The organism is Mesorhizobium sp. GbtcB19 (assembly GCF_019091085.1).
Taxonomy (GTDB): domain Bacteria; phylum Pseudomonadota; class Alphaproteobacteria; order Rhizobiales; family Rhizobiaceae; genus Mesorhizobium.
The window spans coordinates 1-17,023 of record NZ_JAGXJY010000020.1; the positions used below are offsets into that span (position 1 = coordinate 1).

At 64.8% G+C, this 17,023-nt stretch carries 18 protein-coding genes; 3 read left to right on the forward strand and 15 right to left on the reverse strand.

Translation table 11 applies throughout. The features are described from left to right. Positions 1-206: 206 nt before the first annotated feature. The 9 genes from phnE (KVT37_RS26070) to KVT37_RS26110 all read right to left on the reverse strand — a co-directional run bounded on the left by phnE (KVT37_RS26070) (position 207) and on the right by KVT37_RS26110 (position 8,425). On the reverse strand, positions 207-1,571 hold the full coding sequence (phnE, locus tag KVT37_RS26070) for a phosphonate ABC transporter, permease protein PhnE (protein WP_217577890.1): 1,365 nt from the start codon (positions 1,569-1,571) through the stop codon (positions 207-209). A 1-nt stretch (position 1,572) separates the two neighbouring features. Beyond that, complete coding sequence (phnE, locus tag KVT37_RS26075) at positions 1,573-2,529, reverse strand: phosphonate ABC transporter, permease protein PhnE (protein ID WP_217577891.1); 957 nt, start codon at positions 2,527-2,529, stop codon at positions 1,573-1,575. Between the two features lie 58 nt (positions 2,530-2,587). Further along, on the reverse strand, positions 2,588-3,496 hold the full coding sequence (phnD, locus tag KVT37_RS26080; RefSeq protein ID WP_217577892.1) for a phosphonate ABC transporter substrate-binding protein: 909 nt from the start codon (positions 3,494-3,496) through the stop codon (positions 2,588-2,590). 142 nt (positions 3,497-3,638) lie between these two features. Then, on the reverse strand, positions 3,639-4,496 hold the full coding sequence (phnC, locus tag KVT37_RS26085; RefSeq protein WP_217577893.1) for a phosphonate ABC transporter ATP-binding protein: 858 nt from the start codon (positions 4,494-4,496) through the stop codon (positions 3,639-3,641). Between the two features lie 116 nt (positions 4,497-4,612). Further along, positions 4,613-5,323, reverse strand: coding sequence for a DUF1868 domain-containing protein (locus tag KVT37_RS26090; protein WP_217577894.1), 711 nt, complete (start codon positions 5,321-5,323; stop codon positions 4,613-4,615). A 105-nt stretch (positions 5,324-5,428) separates the two neighbouring features. Continuing rightward, positions 5,429-6,046, reverse strand: coding sequence for a DapH/DapD/GlmU-related protein (locus KVT37_RS26095; protein WP_217577895.1), 618 nt, complete (start codon positions 6,044-6,046; stop codon positions 5,429-5,431). Continuing rightward, positions 6,043-6,750 (reverse strand): phosphonate C-P lyase system protein PhnL, encoded by a 708-nt coding sequence (gene phnL / locus KVT37_RS26100; protein WP_217577980.1) that lies wholly within the window; start codon positions 6,748-6,750, stop codon positions 6,043-6,045. Before phnL ends, KVT37_RS26095 begins: the two co-directional genes overlap by 4 nt. Positions 6,751-6,752: 2 nt before the next feature. Continuing rightward, entirely contained in the window at positions 6,753-7,529 is a 777-nt protein-coding gene (gene phnK, locus KVT37_RS26105) for a phosphonate C-P lyase system protein PhnK (protein WP_217577896.1), read from the reverse strand. Next, on the reverse strand, positions 7,526-8,425 hold the full coding sequence (locus KVT37_RS26110; RefSeq protein ID WP_217577897.1) for an alpha-D-ribose 1-methylphosphonate 5-phosphate C-P-lyase PhnJ: 900 nt from the start codon (positions 8,423-8,425) through the stop codon (positions 7,526-7,528). The genes phnK and KVT37_RS26110 overlap by 4 nt, the downstream gene beginning before the upstream one ends. A gap of 59 nt (positions 8,426-8,484) precedes the next feature. On the opposite strand from KVT37_RS26110, the gene KVT37_RS26115 reads away from it, so the two are divergent. Continuing rightward, positions 8,485-8,691 carry a hypothetical protein gene (locus KVT37_RS26115; protein WP_217577898.1) on the forward strand — a complete coding sequence of 69 codons (207 nt, stop codon included), beginning with the start codon at positions 8,485-8,487 and terminating at the stop codon, positions 8,689-8,691. Between the two features lie 299 nt (positions 8,692-8,990). On the opposite strand, the gene KVT37_RS26120 is transcribed toward KVT37_RS26115, so the two are convergent. From KVT37_RS26120 to phnG, 3 genes are read right to left on the reverse strand one after another with little or no spacing between them, the layout of a single operon-like run. Further along, positions 8,991-10,106: a carbon-phosphorus lyase complex subunit PhnI gene (locus KVT37_RS26120; protein ID WP_217577899.1), complete on the reverse strand. Its 1,116-nt coding sequence runs from the start codon at positions 10,104-10,106 to the stop codon at positions 8,991-8,993. 1 nt (position 10,107) lies between these two features. After that, a complete protein-coding gene (gene phnH / locus KVT37_RS26125; protein ID WP_217577900.1) occupies positions 10,108-10,719 on the reverse strand; it encodes a phosphonate C-P lyase system protein PhnH in 612 nt (203 codons plus the stop codon). Then, the gene (phnG, locus tag KVT37_RS26130) at positions 10,719-11,180 is read right to left on the reverse strand and encodes a phosphonate C-P lyase system protein PhnG (RefSeq protein ID WP_217577901.1); all 462 of its coding nucleotides are present in this window, start codon (positions 11,178-11,180) and stop codon (positions 10,719-10,721) included. Before phnG ends, phnH begins: the two co-directional genes overlap by 1 nt. A gap of 134 nt (positions 11,181-11,314) precedes the next feature. Between phnG and phnF the strand changes: the two genes are divergently transcribed. Continuing rightward, positions 11,315-12,052 carry a phosphonate metabolism transcriptional regulator PhnF gene (gene phnF / locus KVT37_RS26135; RefSeq protein WP_217577981.1) on the forward strand — a complete coding sequence of 246 codons (738 nt, stop codon included), beginning with the start codon at positions 11,315-11,317 and terminating at the stop codon, positions 12,050-12,052. A gap of 177 nt (positions 12,053-12,229) precedes the next feature. Then, the gene (locus KVT37_RS26140) at positions 12,230-13,210 is read left to right on the forward strand and encodes a hypothetical protein (protein ID WP_217577902.1); all 981 of its coding nucleotides are present in this window, start codon (positions 12,230-12,232) and stop codon (positions 13,208-13,210) included. Positions 13,211-13,224: 14 nt separating this feature from the next. On the opposite strand, the gene KVT37_RS26145 is transcribed toward KVT37_RS26140, so the two are convergent. The 3 genes from KVT37_RS26145 to KVT37_RS26155 form a co-directional block, all read right to left on the reverse strand. After that, positions 13,225-14,241: a zinc-binding alcohol dehydrogenase family protein gene (locus tag KVT37_RS26145; protein ID WP_217577903.1), complete on the reverse strand. Its 1,017-nt coding sequence runs from the start codon at positions 14,239-14,241 to the stop codon at positions 13,225-13,227. Between the two features lie 70 nt (positions 14,242-14,311). After that, the gene (locus tag KVT37_RS26150; RefSeq protein ID WP_217577904.1) at positions 14,312-15,277 is read right to left on the reverse strand and encodes an ABC transporter permease; all 966 of its coding nucleotides are present in this window, start codon (positions 15,275-15,277) and stop codon (positions 14,312-14,314) included. Further along, the gene (locus KVT37_RS26155; protein WP_217577905.1) at positions 15,274-16,827 is read right to left on the reverse strand and encodes a sugar ABC transporter ATP-binding protein; all 1,554 of its coding nucleotides are present in this window, start codon (positions 16,825-16,827) and stop codon (positions 15,274-15,276) included. Before KVT37_RS26155 ends, KVT37_RS26150 begins: the two co-directional genes overlap by 4 nt. Positions 16,828-17,023 lie beyond the last annotated feature (196 nt).

Sequence of the window (17,023 nt, forward strand, 5' to 3'; positions counted from 1 at the left end):
GGAAGCTCCTGGTCGTCCTCAACGCCATCATCAGGGACAAAATCGCATTCGCATGAACACAGTTGCCATTCCGTGACTTGGAAGCGTCGCTACGGTGCAGAATTCTGCAGCGCCGTATTCTACGGCTCAGGTAACGGAATGGATCCTCGGGTCTGCGCCGCGTCGCTTCGCTCCTTGCTTCGCCCGTGGATGACGAAGGTGCGAAATTACCCCTGTGCGGCCTGCAGCCTGTTATAATCATGCAGCGTGCGGCTGAGCCTTCGGCGCAGGAAGTTCGAGATGTTGTCGAAGATGAAGACGACGAGCAGCGTCAAGAGCACCATATAGAAGACGTTGGCCCAGTTCGAATTGGTGCGCATCGCTTCCCAGAGCTTCAGGCCGATGCCGCCGGCGCCGACGGCGCCGATGATCGTGGCGCCGCGCGTGTTCGATTCCCACTGGTAGAGTGTCTGGCTGATGAAGATCGGCACCACTTCGGGCAGCACGCCGTAGCGCTGCACCAGCAGACCGTTGGCGCCGGTCGAGAGCACGCCTTCGCGCGGCTTGTCGTCGATGTTCTCCAGCGCCTCGGAATAGGTTTTGCCCAATGTGCCGATCTCGGTGAAGAAGATGGCAGCGCTCCCCGCCAGCGGTCCGGGGCCGAAGGCGCGGGTGAAGAACAGCGCCCAGATCAGCATGTCGACCGAGCGCATGAAATCGAAGAAGCGTTTCAGCACCTGGCTGAGCAGACCGCTCGGCGTGATGTTGCGTGCGGCGAAGAAGGCAAGCGGGAAGGCGACGATGCCGCCGAGCAGGGTACCCAGGAACGCCATGACGATGGTCTGTAAGAGCTTCGTCCAGACGTCGCCATGCTGCCACTGCGCGTTGTTCCAGATGTTGTCGGCGGCCAAAGCAAGGTTCGACGTGCCGGGCTGCAGCTCAGGCCCGGAGACGATCAGCGAGATCACCTCGCCGGCCGGCTTGCCGAAGAAGGGCGAGCGCGTGTCGAAGACGAAATTCGCCCAGCCGAGGAAACGCTTGCGCACCTTGACGCGGTCGACGGTGACGCGCACCTCGCCGGCAAACCCCATCTTGGCGACGATCTCGTCGTCATGGACGGTCACCCAGTCGGGCACCGGACCGGTCACCACCGGCTTGCCGCCGGTCAGCGCGATCGGCACGGTCACGCCATTGGCCGTGATCGTCGCCTTCGTCTTGTCGAAGGTGACGGATTTTGCGTTGCCGTCGATCTGCACCGTGAAGGTGCCGTCGGGGTTCTTGATCACCCAATCGGGATTGGGGTTTTCGCCGAGCGCGGAGAAGCGCGGATATTTCGGCGTGATCTCAGGCTGGTCGAGACGGAATTCCGGCTGCAGGTCGTAGCTGATCCATTGCGACAGGAAGAGCGGCAGGCGCTCCCAATGCGACTCGCGCAGCACCTGCGGCAGGCTGAAGAACCACAAGGCATAGCCGAGATAGAGCACCGTGCCGGCGATCAGGAGCAGCGGCCAGAAGCGCTTGTAGGCCGGGCGCTGGAACACTTGCGGGAAGCGCTCCTCGATGGCCCGTACTTCATCAACCGTCATGGCCATATTACGCGGCACCCATCAGGAAAGCTTGCTCGCCGACCAGCTTGCGGCGCAGCCAGGCGGAGAACTGGTCGATCAGGAAGATCGTGACGAAGAGAAGCAGCACGAGCGCCAGGGTCTTGGCGCCGAAGCCGCGTGAGATGGAAAGCTTCAACTCCTCGCCGATGCCGCCGCCGCCGACGGCGCCGATGATGGTCGAGGCACGCACGTTGATCTCGACGCGCAGCAGCGTGTAGGACATGAAATTGGGCAGCACCTGCGGCAGGTCGGCGAAGCGCACGCGCTCGAACCAATTGGCGCCGACGGCCCTCAAGCCTTCCTCCGCGCGCATGTCGATGTTCTCGTTGATCTCGTAGAACAGCTTGCCCAGCGCACCGATCGAATGCAGACCGATGGCGATGATGGCGGCGATCGGGCCGGTCGAGACGATCGCGGCGAACAGGCCGGCAATGACGATCTCGGGAAAGGCGCGCAGCAGTTCCATGAAGCGCTTGACGATCAGCCTGAGCGCCGGGTGCGGCGTCAGGTTACGCGCGGCGATGAAGGAGAAGGGCACGGCGAAGACGAAGCCGATGAAGGTCGAGACCAGCGCCACGTTCACCGTGGTCAGCATCAGCTCGAAATATTCAGGGATGTAGAAGCCGCCCCAGACATAGACGCGGCCAAGCGGGAAGTTGAATTCCTGCGTGCCCTTGTCGCTGGGCGAGGCGATGTCGAACAGCGCGCGCCAGACGTCGTTCCAGTCCTTCGGGATCAGCCAGCTCAGGAAATCCAGGATATGCGGCAGCCGCTCGAAAAAGTGGCCGGCATTGGCCTCGTCGGCAAACCACATGCTGGCGACCATGGCCGCGAGCAGCAGGCCGACGCCGAGCACCGTATAGAGCCGGCGCAGCGACGTCTGGCGCTGCCAGGCATCCGCCTGCTGACGGGTCGCGTCGGAATGGAGTGTCGCGGATGTCATGATCGGGACATGCAAAAAGGGCGGTGCTGGAGGCACACCGCCCTTTCTGATCTTGCCTTTAGCCGCCGATAGCGGCTTTGCGGGCTTCGACGATGACGCTGTAGAAGTCCGGCTTCACGGGAACATAGCCGGTGAAATCGCCACCCTCGACGCCTTCGAAGCAGGCCTTGTCCTTGGCCGGCAGGGCGGTGAAGAAGGCGGTCAGCTTGGCGGTCATGTCGTCGCCGAGCGCGGTGCGAACGACCAGCGGGCCGTTCGGGATCAGGCCCGAGCGCCAGACTTCGACGAAGTCGTTGGGGTCGACGGCGCCCTTGGCGACTTCCTTGTGGAAGGTGCCCGAGGTGTAGCCGTTCTTGAAGTCGCCGATGCCCGAGGAATCGTCCACGGCAACGTCGACCTTGCCGTCGCGCACGGCCAGCACGTTGTTCTCATGGCCGCCATTGAACTGCGTCGAGGCGAAGTAGGTCTCGTTGGAAGCACCGGTGTCCTTCGGGATCTGGGTCAGCGGGATCAGGTAGCCCGAGGTCGAATCCGGGTCGGCATAGCCGAGCTTCTTGCCCTTGGCCGACTTGATGTCGGTGATGCCGGAAGTCTTGAGCGCCAGGCCGATCGAATAATAGCCGGTGGAGCCGTCGGTCTGCTTGGTGGTGAGGATCGGCGTGACAGCCTTCGGATCCTTGAGATAGACGCTGGCATAACCGGACGCGCCGAGCTCGGCGAAGTCGAGCGTGCCGCCGAGCAGACCCTGAATGACGCCGTCATAGTCGGCGGCCGGGAACAGCGAGACCTTCTCGAAGCCGAACTCGGCCTTCAGATGGTCGGCGAGGCACTGGTAGTTGCGCAGACGATCGGTCTCGTTCTCGCCGCCGAGGATGCCGACGCGGAATTCCTTGATGTCAGCGGCGTGCGCGGCGCTTGCGGCCATGGCGAGCAGCGAAACCGCCCCAAAAACCATCTTCCTGAACATTTTGATCTCTCTCCTGTTGCTCCGGCTGCGCGCCGGCGGCGTTCTGATTTTTCAAGTCTTGCCTTTGACGCTGGCGGGCGATCCGGGTTGCTCGGCTGAATCCGCTGTACGCCCAGAATCGCCTGGGGCCGGAGCGGTGAGTTCAGTAGCCAGGGAATGCTGGTTCGAGCGGTCCGGCGGATGCGGTGATCTTCGGCTTGATGGTCACGCTGGTCGACGTGATGGCCTCGGAGATTTCGGCGCCGCTGGCATCGGCGCCGTAGACCGTGCGCACGGCGTCGCGGTCGAGGTCCTCCGGGCCGCCATCGAAGACGACCTTGCCGGCGGCCATGCCGATGATGCGGGTGCAGTAGGCCCGCGCCGTATCCAGCGTGTGCAGATTGGTGACGACTGTGATGCCCTCGCGCAGGTTGATGTCGCGCAGCGAATCCATCACCACCTTGGCGTTGAGCGGGTCGAGCGAGGCGATCGGCTCATCGGCCAGAAGCACCTTCGGCTGCTGCATCATGGCGCGCGCGATCGCCACGCGCTGCTGCTGGCCGCCGGAGAGCGTGCCGGCCGGCTGCAGCGCGGTGCGTGCGATGTCGAGGCGCTCGAGCGCGGCCACCGCCTCGGCGCATTCGGTGCGCGTGAACATGCCGAGGAGATTGGAAACCGTGGAGCGATGGTTGAGGCGGCCGAGCAGGACGTTGGTCAGGACGTCGAGGCGCGGCACGAGATTGAACTGCTGGAAGATCATGGCGCAGTCGCGCTGCCAGCGGCGCAGCTGCGAGCCATGCAGGCTGGAGACCTCGGCGCCGTCAAAAAAAATCGACCCCTGACTGGGATCGATGAGACGGTTGATCATGCGCAGAAGCGTCGACTTGCCGGCGCCGGAACGGCCGATGATGCCGACCATCTGGCCGCGCGGGATCGAGACGTTGATGTCGCTGACAGCGGTGTTCTTGCCAAATCGTCGGGTTACGCCGCGGATTTCCAGCGTGGCCGATGATGCCGACATACCAAATACTCCAGTCCGTCGCCGTTTGAAGGTCTGTTAACCTTCGCTAGCGCAGGCCGATGAAGCTGGGGTGTCGGATTGATGTCAGTTTTGTTACGAGTCACAGGCTTGGCGGGTCATCCAAGCACAAGCAATTCCTCGAAATGCTTCATGTCCTTGAAACTGCAGAGGGCCGGAGCCTTCAGCTCGATCACCGGAGCCTCGCGCTCGAGGAACGACAGACAGTCGTCGAACAGGTCCTGCCAGGCCGCGGCACGCTCGTCGGCCAGGCGGCGGATCTGGTAGGCGAAGGTGATGTGGAAGACATAAGTCTCGTGGTCCGGATGGCGGTAGCCGAACGGAACGGATAGCGCATCGCGCCAGGCTTTCAGGATTTCGCGGTCTTCCTCGGTGGCGCCGGCGACGGTCAGGCCGGTCGGAACGACTTCGACAACCTTGATGTTGAATGCGCCGTGGCCCTCGAAGCCTCGCAGGCGTTCGAGATAAAGGCGGGTCATGTCGTCGATGGCGGTGTCGAGCGGCACGTCGGACGGCCAGTAGGGAAGGCGGCGTCGGTATTCGATGACGCCCTGGAAGAGGGTCATGTGCAGGCTGGAGACCGGCGTGAAGGCGAGGCGATCCGCATCGGACATGGCGAGCATGCGCTCACGCACCTTGATGACGGCCGCTTCGAAAGGCGAACCCGCAACCAGATGGCTGACGACCGTGTTGCCGGGTTCCTGGAGGAAATCGCCCGCCGTGTCGTAGCGCGTGCCGAGATGGGTTGGCTGCGTCGGATTGGTGCCTTCGAAAAATCCGGCGAGTGAAGGTTTGATTGTGTCGAGCATGGCGATCTCCTGGGGAGATGCGTCCTGGCCGAGTCATGTGTCAAGGATGTGAATGGTGAATGGTGAGAAAGAAGGGACTTCGTCGTCATTCACCATTCACCGAAATCAGCCGCCATGTTTCTCCAGAAACGCCTCGGCCGACAGCTCGCGAAAATCGTCGAGCGTGGTGCGCAGCTTCGCATGGTCCCAATCCCACCAGGCAAGCGCCTGGTAGCGCTCGGCGGTGCGGCGGTCGAAGCGCTCGCGGATCGGCTTTGCCGGCACGCCGCCGACGATGGTGTAGGGTGCGACATCCTTCGACACCACCGCGCCGGCGCCGACCGCCGCGCCGTCGCCGATGGTGACGCCGGGCAGGATGGTCGAGCCATGGCCGAGCCAGGTGTCGTGGCCGACGGTCACACGTTTGGCGCGGCGCTGGGCAAAAAATTCGCTCTCATGCTCGGCATCGTCCCAATAGTCCGAGGCGCGGTAGGTGAAGTGATGCAGCGTCGGCCGCCAGGTCGGGTGGTTGGTGGCGTTGATGCGCACGCTTGCCGCGATGTTGGAGAACTTGCCGATGGTCGCGCACCAGACCGCGCAGTCCTGCATCATGTAGGAATAGTCGCCGAGCTCGCATTCGGCGACGCGGCTGCGCTCGGCAATCTCGGTCCAGCGGCCGAGCGTCGAGTTTTCGACCTGCGCCGTCGGGTGGATCAGCGGCGCCTCCGAGAGTTTCTTGCTCATGCGGCGATCTTCCCGGCGGCAAAGGCGGTGACGTCGATGACGCGATCGGCCACCGCGTCGCGCACGTCGAGGTCGTGGAAGATGCCGAGCAGGGCGACGCCCGCCGCCTTCTTGGCGGCGATGAGCTCGACCACCACGTCGCGATTCCGGGCGTCGAGCGAGGCGGTCGGCTCGTCGAGCAAGAGGATCGGATGCTCGGTAATGAAGCCGCGCGCGATGTTGACGCGCTGCTGCTCGCCGCCCGAGAAGGTTGCCGGCGGCAGGGCCCAGAGTTTTTCCGGCAGGTTCAACCGCGCCAAGAGGGAGCGAGCTTTCGTCCGCGCGGTCTCGCGATCCTCGCCGCGCTCGACCAGCGGCTCGGCCACGACGTCGAGCGCGGAGACGCGCGGCACGGTGCGCAGGAACTGGCTGACATAGCCGATGGTGTGGCGGCGCACGGAAAGAACGGTGCGCGGGCTGGCGGAGGCGAGGTCGATCAGACCGCCGCCATGCTGGACGATGATCTGGCCTTCGTCGACGGCGTAGTTGCCGTAGAGCATCTTCAGGATCGAGCTTTTTCCCGCGCCCGACGGCCCGCCGAGCACGGCGCACTCGCCGGCGCGGATCGAGAAGGAAACGCCCGCCACCACCGGCAGCGTGACGCCGTCGCGCAGATGCATGGTGAAGCTTTTGGCGACATCGGAGACAACGAGAGGAGTGGCCATCATCACACCTGCAGGATCGAGGAAACAAGCAATTGGGTGTAAGGCGCGCGCGGATCGTCGAGCACGCGGTCGGTGAGGCCGCTTTCGACGACGCGGCCGTCCTTCATCACCATCATGCGCTGCGACAGAAGCCGCGCTACGGCGAGGTCGTGGGTGACGACGATGGCGGCAAGGCCGAGGTCGGTGACCAGTCCGCGCAACAGGTCGAGCAGGCGGGCCTGCACCGAGACGTCGAGGCCGCCGGTCGGCTCGTCCATGAACACCAGTCGCGGCCCTGTCACCAGGTTGCGGGCGATCTGCAGGCGCTGGCGCATGCCGCCGGAAAAGGCGCGGGGCTCGTCGTCGATGCGGTCCTCGTCGATCTCGACGCGCGACAGCCAGTCTATCGCCGTGGCGCGGATCCTGCCATAGTGCCGGTCGCCCACCGCCATCAGCCGCTCGCCGACATTGGCGCCCGCCGAGACGGTCATGCGCAGCCCGTCGGCCGGGTTCTGGTGGACAAAACCCCAGTCGGTGCGCATCAGGAAGCGGCGCTCTGCCTCGCTCATGCGGTAAAGCTCGCGCCATTGGCCGTCGCGCATCCGGTAGCTGGCGGTGCCGGAGGAGGGCAGCAGCCTGGTCGACAGGCAGTTGAGCAGCGTCGTCTTGCCGGAGCCGGACTCGCCGACCACCGCCAGCACCTCGCCCGGCCAGAGATCGAAAGTGACGTTCTCACAGCCGACGCGCGAGCCGTAGAATTTGGAGAGCGCGGAAACGCGCAGCAGCGGTTCGTCGGTCATTCGGCCGGCTCCATTTTTCCAGAAGCAGAATGGGTCTCGGGGGCAAGGTGGCCGTGATGGCCATCGGCTCGCCGCTTCTCGCAATGGTCGGTGTCCGAGCAGACGAACATGTGGCCGCCATGGTCGTCCAAGATGACCTCGTCGAGATAGACGTTCTCGGCGCCGCAGAGCGCGCAGGGCTGGTCGAAAGTCTGCACCTCGAACGGGTGATCCTCGAAGTCGAGGCTGACGACATCGGTGAAAGGCGGCACCGCATAGATGCGCTTCTCGCGGCCGGCGCCGAACAATTGCAGAGCCGGCGAACGATGCATCTTCGGATTGTCGAATTTGGGCGTCGGCGAGGGGTCCATTACATAGCGGCCCTCGACCTTGACCGGATAGGCATAGGTGGTGGCGATGCGGCCATGCTTGGCGATGTCCTCGTAGAGCTTCACATGCATGAGGCCGTATTCCTCCAGCGCATGCATCTTGCGCGTTTCGGTCTCGCGCGGCTCGAGGAAACGCAACGGCTCGGGGATCGGCACCTGGAAGACGAGCACCTGGCCCGCGGTCAGCGGCTGCTCGGGGATGCGGTGGCGGGTCTGAATGATCGTCGCCTCGGCGGTTTCCGTGGTGACGGCGACCTTGGCGACCTTCCTGAAGAAAGCGCGGATCGAGACGGCATTGGTGGTGTCGTCAGCGCCCTGGTCGATGACCTTCAATGTGTCATCGGGGCCGATGATCGACGCCGTGACCTGCACGCCGCCGGTGCCCCAGCCATAGGGCATCGGCATCTCGCGCGAGGCGAAGGGCACCTGGTAGCCAGGAATGGCGATGCCCTTCAGGATGGCGCGGCGGATCATCCGCTTGGTCTGCTCATCGAGATAAGCGAAGTTGTAGGTGGCGATGTCGGTCATGGCGATCACGTCCGCTCTGTGGTACGAAATTGATGTCCGGAACGCGGGAGCGGCCCCAAATGGACTCTACCGGTTGGATGCATCTTGGCGTGCTGTTGCTGGTGTTTGCTGGCGTCGCGGTGTTCGCGCTGCGGAAGATGTTTCTGCCCGCGCCAAAGGATCCTCCGCACGGTGAGACCGTTCCCGGCGCCGCCGGCTCCGGTGCCGGCGGCTATGGCGGCGGTTCGTTCGACGGTGGCGGCGGACATTCCGGGGGCGGGCATTAAGCTCATTCGGCGGCCTCGCGTTTTTTCTCGGCTGCCTTCTCCATGGGCCATCACATCCATCCGCTCCTTGCTGTGGAGCTGCCAACACGGACGGGCCAAATTCGAATGGACTCCAGTGGATTGACGCATCTCGCAATCCTGCTGCTGGTATTCGCAGCTGTTGTCGTATTCATCGTTCGGCGCATGGTTCTGCCGGCGCGGAAAGGGGGCGCGATAGACGCAACCGATCTCCGCAACCGTGACTACACCAGGTGGCATGGCCACGATGATGGCGGCCATCACGGCGGGGGCGACTGAAGTCATTCCGCGGCCTCCCGCTTTTCCTCGGCGGCCTTGTCCTCATTTTCCCGCTCCTCGTATTCGGCGCGCATGCGACGGACCAGGCCGAGCTCTGCCTGGAAGTCGACATAGTGCGGCAGCTTCAAATGCTCGACGAAGCCGGTCGCCTGGACATTGTCGGAATGGGAGATGACGAACTCCTCGTCCTGCGCGGCGGCAACGACATCCTCGCCGAGTTCGCCGGCGCGGAGCGCCCGGTCGCACAGCGCCATCGCCATCGCTTTGCGCTCGCTCTGGCCGAAGACGAGGCCGTAGCCGCGGGTGAATTGCGGCGGCGCCTTGGCCGAACCCTTGAACTGGTTGACCATCTGGCATTCGGTGACGCGGATGGAGCCAAGCGGCACGGCAAAGGGCAGCTCCGGCACGTCGAGCTCCAGCTCAACCTCGCCGATGCGGATCTCGCCGACGAAAGGATGATTGCGCGCATAGCCGCGCTGTGTCGAATAGCCGAGCGCCAGGAGAAAACCTTCGTCGCCGCGCGACAGCGCCTGCAGGCGGATGTCGCGCGCCATCGGGAATTGCAGCGGCTCGCGCGTGATGTCGCCCGGCACATGGTCGAGCGGCATCTCGCCGTCGGCTTCGATCAGGCCTTCATGGGCGAGGATCGCGGAAACGCGCGGCATCGCCTCGGCCTCGACCGGACGTTGCGCCGGCATCTCGACCTCGGCGCCGGCGGCGAGCTCCGGATCGAGCAGGCGGTGCGTGTAGTCGAAGGTCGGGCCAAGCACCTGCCCGCCGGGCAGGTCCTTGTAGGTGGCCGAGACGCGCCGCTCGACCTGCATCGCTCCGGTATCGACCGGATTGGTGTAGCCGAAGCGCGGCAGCGTGGTGCGATAGGCGCGCACCAGGAAGATCGCCTCGATCATGTCGCCGCGCGCCTGGACGACGGCCAGAGCCGCGAGCTCGCGGTCATAGAGCGAGCCTTCGCTCATCACCCGGTCGACGCCGAGCGCCAGCTGCTCGACGATCTGGTCGAGGCGCAGAGCCGGCACCGAGCGATTGCCGCGGCGGCGGTCTGCAAGCAGACGATGGGCGTTGGCAATGGCGGCCTCGCCGCCCTTCACCGCGACATACATGTCATGCCTCCATCGTCTTGACGCGGGTGGTGCGCGGCAGGCAGGCGAGGTGGCCTGGCGCCGCCAGGATGATGTCGACGCCGCGCGGAAAACGCTGGTTGTTCTGCTTCCACTGCTCGACGAAATGGCGCGGCATGCCTGGAGGCGCGATCATCGACGTCTTTTCGATGCCTGGTCCTTCGAGCAGCAGCGGAGGGCCGGAAGCGAGGTCGTCGACCAGGAGGATCAGCGTCGTCGAGCGGTCGGGATATTCCTGCGTGCCCTGCGCAAAACCGTCGAGCGCCGCCATCTCCTTCGGATTGGCGACAAGCGCGAAATGCGCGTCGGCCGGCGTGTTGGCCAAAGGCGCGCCGCTGTGAAAGCCGAGCCAGGCCTTGACCGAGGCTTCGGCCTGCAGCGGCGGATCGAGCCAGACCGGCGTGTCGTTGTCGCAGAGTGCCAGCGCCACCGCGCCGGCGGTCGCCGACAGCGGCGCCGGGGGACGGGCGAGCTGCGGCACTGGCTGGACCGTGCCGGGGCGCGCCATCGCATCCATGATGGCGCGGAAGACCGCCTGGGCGTTGAAGACCGGCTCGGCGAAGCCGCCGTCGATCGATTGGGTGGCGATGTTCATCAGTCCTCTCCGCGCACCATGGTGAAGAAATCCACTTTCGTGGCCGCCGTCTCGACGCGCCGCGTCTCGCGCGCCGCGTCGAGCGCCGCGCGCAGCGGCGCGACCAGTTTTGCCTCGACCGTTTCGCGCTGCGCCGGGTCCTGCCACAGCGCGTCGGCGATCGCCGCGAGCCTGGCCTTGGCCTTGTCGCGGCCGAGCGCATAGGAATGGCCGACCTGGCCGGAAGGCAGCCGCACCGTGGCGCGGGTGACCGTTGCCTCGCCGACATTGAAGGGCGCGCCGCCGCCGCCGATCCGTCCGCGCACCGTCACCAATCCGGTTTCCGGGCCGCGCAAAAGCTCCGCCTCGCCAGGCAGGCCCGACTCGTTCCACAGACGGGCAATCTCATCGGCCGCGGCATGCGCCAGCGTCGCCATCACGGCCTTTCGCCCGGCCTGCTCGCGCGCTTCCTGTCCTCGCATGGCATCGCTCCTTGCATGCATAAATTTGTCTATTGATATAGACAACTATACAAATTATACTCAACCCCTAACGAGAGTCCATGACGGGTGGATGACAAGGCGGGAAAAATGCGCGGGGGCGATCGGTGACAGGACTGGCGGCGAGTATCGAGAGGCGCAACGGCGTGTCGCTGTGGCGGCAGATCGCCGACAGGATCCTGCAGGCGATTGCCAATGGCGATTTCGCCGAGAATGCGGCGCTGCCGCCGGAGATGGCGTTGGCCGAGCGCTACGGCGTCAACCGCCATACGGTGCGCAGCGCCATCGCAGCACTTGTGCAGGAAGGCGTGCTGAAGGCCGAGCAGGGGCGCGGCACCTTCGTCTTGTCGCGCAAGCGCCTGTCCTATCCGATCGGCGCGCGGACGCGCTTTTCGACCGGGCTGCAGGGGCAGACGAGCGAGCGGCATATCGCGCTGCTATCGTCATCGAAGGAGCCGGCCGGCCGGCGCATCGCCGAGGCGCTGGGCATCGCCAGGGGTGCTGCCGTCATCCGCCTGGAGACGCGCGGCGAGGCCGACGGACACCCGGTGTCGCGGGCGACGACCTGGTTCGACGCCAAGCGCTTCGCCGGCATCGAAGCGGCAATGGCGGAAACGGGATCGATCACCGCCTCGCTGAAGCGCTTCGGCATCAACGATTATCTCAGGCATTCGACGGTGCTGTCGGCGCGCCATGCCGATGCCGACGATCTCGCGGCGCTGGACCTGCAACCGGGCGCCATCGTGCTGGTGACCATCGCCGTTAATGTCACGCTCGACGGCCAGCCGATCCAGTTCGCCGAGTCGCGCTTTCCAGCGGAGCGGGTGGAACTCAGGCTGTCGGCCGGCGATTAGCTAGCCGGAAGCGGCGCGATAGTATAATACGTCCGTCACTGCCACGTTCGATGAGTGAAACGCTTCTTGTGGGGGCGCGGAATGCTGAAATCGAAGTATTGTGTGCCGTCTCTGCTTCTCCCCAGCTTTACGCTTATAGGTGTACTGTCCGGCTGTTCGGGTGGAAGCCCTCCGCCCGTGACCTTCAGCCTGACGGATCTCGGCACGCTCGGCGGAAACCAAAGTTACGGCTGTGCCATCAACGAGGGCGGACAGGTCGCGGGCTACTCGACCACGGCCGACGACGCTGACGCCCACACGGTGGCGTGGACCGGAAAGGCCGTGGCCGATCTCGGCTCGATGGGCGGAGCGTCGGGCTGTTCACAAGGGATCAACGATGCGGGGCAGGTGGCCGGATTTTCGCCCATTGCCGCCACATCCGATATCCACGCGACGCTATGGACGGGAACGACATTGACCGACCTCGGCACCATCGCCGGCGACCACAGCAGCGCCGTGGGCATCAATGCCAAGGGTCAGGTGGCGGGGAATTCGACATTCTCGGACAATTCCCTTGAGCACGCCGCGCTGTGGAACGGCAGCACCGCGACCGATCTCGGCACGCTCGGCGGCCAAACCAGCTCCGCCACTGGCATCAACGATAGCGGATGGGTGGTCGGCTATGCGGAGACGACCGGGAATTCCAAGACCCACGCAGTACTCTGGAAGGGAACCGAGCCCATCGACCTCGGCGCGCTCGGCGGGGATTACAGCTACGCCATGGCCATCAACGATCACGGCGTGATCGTCGGCTATTGCGTCCTCGGTTCCAATGCGGGAACCCACGCCACGGTGTGGGCCGACACGAAAATCTCCGACCTGGGCACGCTCGGCGGCCAATTCAGCATGGCGCTCGGGATCAACGACGCGGGGCTGGTGGTCGGAAACGCCGCGCTCGAGGACAAATCCACGCACGCCGCTTTGTGGATCGGGAAGCAGATCTACGACCTCAACGATATGCTGGGGGCGAGCGGTCGCGGCTGGACGCTCCAGGAGGCGCGCGACATCAACTCCGCCGGCCAGATCGTCGGCTGGGGTGACAGTCCATCGGGACAGAAGCACGCGTTTCTGCTGACGCCAACGAAACCCATCCCGCTTTCCCCGGCAGGCGGCTCGTAGAGCTCGGCGCCGTCTCACCCGACCTCGATAACCGCCTTGATCAGGCCGGACTTCTCCTGCGCCCACCGCGCCAGATCGCGCGGCGTTGCGGCGAGCGTCGTGCGATGGGTGACGAGCTTGTTCAACGGCACCGCGCCGTCGCGTATCGAGGCCGCGACATGGTCGAAATCGGCTCTCAGCGCGTTGCGGCTGCCGACCAGCGTCATCTCGCGCTTGTGGAATTCCGGGTCGGAGAAGGTGATGTCGTCCTTGACGACGCTGACCAGCACCAGCGTCCCGCCATGCGCCACATGGGCGAAGGCCGACTGCACCGAGCTTGTGTTGCCGGTGGCGTCGAACACAAGGTCGAACCCTTCGCCGGCTGTGGCCTGGCGTACCAGGTCGCCGGCCGTTGCCTTCGAACCGTCCAGCGCGGCAAAGCCGAGTTCGGCTTCGGCGAAGCCAAGACGCTCGCTGCTCATGTCGAGCAGGCTGACGTCCAGCCCGGCGATGCGCGCGAAGATCGCCGTGCCGAGCCCGATCGGCCCGGCGCCGATGACCAGCGTGCGCTGGCCGGGCAGCCCAAGCGATCGGCGCACCGCATGCGCGCCGATGGCCAGGAATTCGACCGCAGCTGCGTCGGCCAGCGACAGGCCATTCGTCGGATAGAGGTTCTGCGCCGGCACCAGGATCTCGTCGCACATGGCGCCGTCGCGATGGACGCCCAGCACTTCGATCTTCACGCAGCAATTCGGCTTGCCGTGCCGGCAGGCGATGCATTTGCCGCAGGCGAGATAGGGGTTGATGATGACTGGCTCGCCGACAGCAAGATCGACGCCGTCGCCCTTCTCGACGATGGTGCCCGCGACCTCGTGACCCATGATGCGCGGATAGGCCAGAAACGGGTGCTTGCCTTCGAAGATGTGATAGTCCGTGCCGCAAATGCCGACATGGCTGACCGCGACGCGCGCCCAGCCGGGCGGCGGCGCTCCCGGGTTGGCGCGGTCTTCGAGGACAAGGTCGCCGGGCGAACGGCAGACAACGGCTTTCATAGGCAATTCCAATATTCAAAAAAGGCGCCGGTCCCTCGATTGAGCGGACCGGCGTCAGGTCAGGGAGGATTCATTTGCCGCGACGGCGCAGACCGTCGAAGTAGACGATGACGATGATCAGCAGGCCGGTGATGATGCGCTGCCAGAAGGCATTGACGTTGAGCAGGTTGGCGCCGTTGTTGATGGTGGCGAGGATGAAGGCGCCGAGCAGCGGCCCATGCACCGAACCCACCGCGCCGAACAGCGAGGTGCCGCCGATCACCGACGAGGCGATCGCCTGCAGTTCCCAGCCCTCGGCCTGCGTCGGATTGCCGATGCCGATGCGCGAGGCAAGCAGCACGCCGACGAAGGCCGCGCACAGACCGGACAGCGTGTAGGCCATGTAGATGGTGCGCTGCACGTTGACGCCGGACAGGCGCGAGGCCTCGGCGTTGGAGCCGACCGAGAACAGGTAACGGCCCCAGCGGCTGTGGTGCAGGAAGATGTAGGCCGGAATACCGACCAGGATCACCATCCAGAACAGGTTGGGGATGCCGACGAAGGAGTTGCGCGAGAATTCCTGGAAGGCGTCGTTGTTGATCGAGATCGAATTGCCGTTGGTCATCAACAGGCCGATGCCGCGCAGCGACGTCAGCGTCGCCAGCGTGATGATGAAGGGCGGCAGACCCATCTTGACGATGCCGAAACCGTGGAACAGGCCGATGGCGACGCCGACCAGAAGCGTGATCAGGATGGCTGCGAAGACCGGCACGCCGGCATTGATCAGCATGGCGGCGATGACGGTGGTGAAGCCGACCACCGCGCCGACCGAAAGATCGATGCCGCCGGTGATGATGACGAAGGTCTGGCCGACCGCCAGGATGGCGATCATCGAACCCTGACGCAAGAGGTTCGAGATGTTGTTGGCCGAGGCGAAGCTCGACGTCGCTAGCGACAGGATGACCCACAGCAGAACCAGCAGCGCCAGCAGCGTCAGCCCGAACAGGGCGTTGTAATTTCGCTTGGGCCTTTCGGCGGCGATAGCCTCGGTGCTCATGTCTGACCTCCCTGCTTTTCTTGTTTCTCGGCGAGCGCCTGCGTGAGAATGTCCTCGTGATCGGCGGTGCGGAAGCCATGCGTGGCGACCAGCTTGCCGCGCCGGAACACATGCAGCGTGTCGGCAAGCTCGTAGACTTCCGGCAAATAGGACGAGATCAGGATGATGCCGGCGCCCTTCGACAGCAGTGCGCTGAACAGGCGGTAGATCTCGGCCTTGGTGCCGACGTCGACGCCGACCGTCGGCTCGTCGAAGATGAACAGCTTGGCGCCATGCGCCAGCCATTTGCCGATGACGATCTTCTGCTGGTTGCCGCCCGACAGGCTGGAGGCGAGCGCGTTGCGCGTCGGCGTCTTGATGCGCAGGTCGGCGATCTGGCGGTCGGCCTCGGCCTTTTCCTTCGCGCCGGAGATCAGCAGGTTGCTCGATATCCGCTTATAGATCGGCAGGTTGAGGTTCATGCCGACCGGCAGATTGAGGCACAGGCCCTGGTCGCGGCGGCTTTCCGGGGCCAGCGCCATGCCGAGCCGGATGGCGTCGTGCTCTGAATTGACCTGAACCTCCCTGCCTTGCCACAGTATCTGGCCGGCCGACTTTTTGTGGCGGCCGTAGAGCGTGGTGACGAACTCGCTGCGGCCGGCGCCGATCAGGCCATAGAGGCCGACGATCTCGCCGGCGCGCACGGTCACCGAGACATTCTCGAAACCTTTGCCGGAGAGGCTCTTCGTCTCCACGATCGCGGCGCCGGGGGTGAAATGCTCCTTATGGTAGATCTGCTCTATCGAGCGGTTGATCATCAGCTTGACCAGCTCGGGCTCGTTGGTCTCGGCGATGTCGCGGGTGCCCACCAGCGTGCCGTCGCGCAGCACGGAGACGCGGTCGGCAAGCTCGAACACCTCCTCCATGCGGTGGCTGATATAGATGATGGTGACGCCTTCGCCCTTCAGCCGGCGGATCAGCTTGAAGAGCTGGTCGGCCTCCTTGCGGGTGAGGTAGGCGGTCGGCTCGTCGAAGATCAGTAATTTGGTGCCGCGCACAGTGGCCCGCGCCGCGGCGATCAGCTGCTGCTGACCGATGGTGAGGTCGCCGAGCACGACATGCGCCGGCAGGTCGAAGCCGAGGCCATTGATGATCTTCTGCGCGTCCTTGACCATGGCGCGCTGCTGCAGGAGGCCGAAGCGGGACTCCTCCTCGCCGAGAAACATATTGGCGGCGACGGTGAGATGGCGGCACAGCACCACCTCCTGGTGAACGGCGTTGATGCCGAGCGCCATCGCCTCGTGCGGCGTGGCCAAAGCTGCGGGCTGACCTTCCCAGATGACCTCGCCCGAGGTGCGCGGCATGACGCCTGTCAGAAGCTTGATGAGGGTGGATTTTCCGGCGCCGTTCTCGCCGACGATGGCATGGATCTCACCCGCCTTGAAGGCAAGGTGCACGGGCTTCAGCGCATGCGTGCCGGGATAGCGCTTTTCCAGCCCGTTGAGTTCGAGGATCGTCCTGCCCGGCTGCAGCGTGGGGGCCGGGTGCAGTTCCTGCGCCGTCGACGTCATGACAATCCTCCCAGATTGGTCTCGACCATTGGGTATGCGGCGATGCGTCTTCAGGTGCGCATCTTGATTGGCAAGGTAAGGCAAGTTCACGCAATTCCGAACGGAAAACCGCTACGCACTTTTCCTGGAATTGCTTGGGCCGCCGGATTTCCAAGCCATCCCACCCCAGGGATGTTTCCGGGGCGACGCCGCCCCG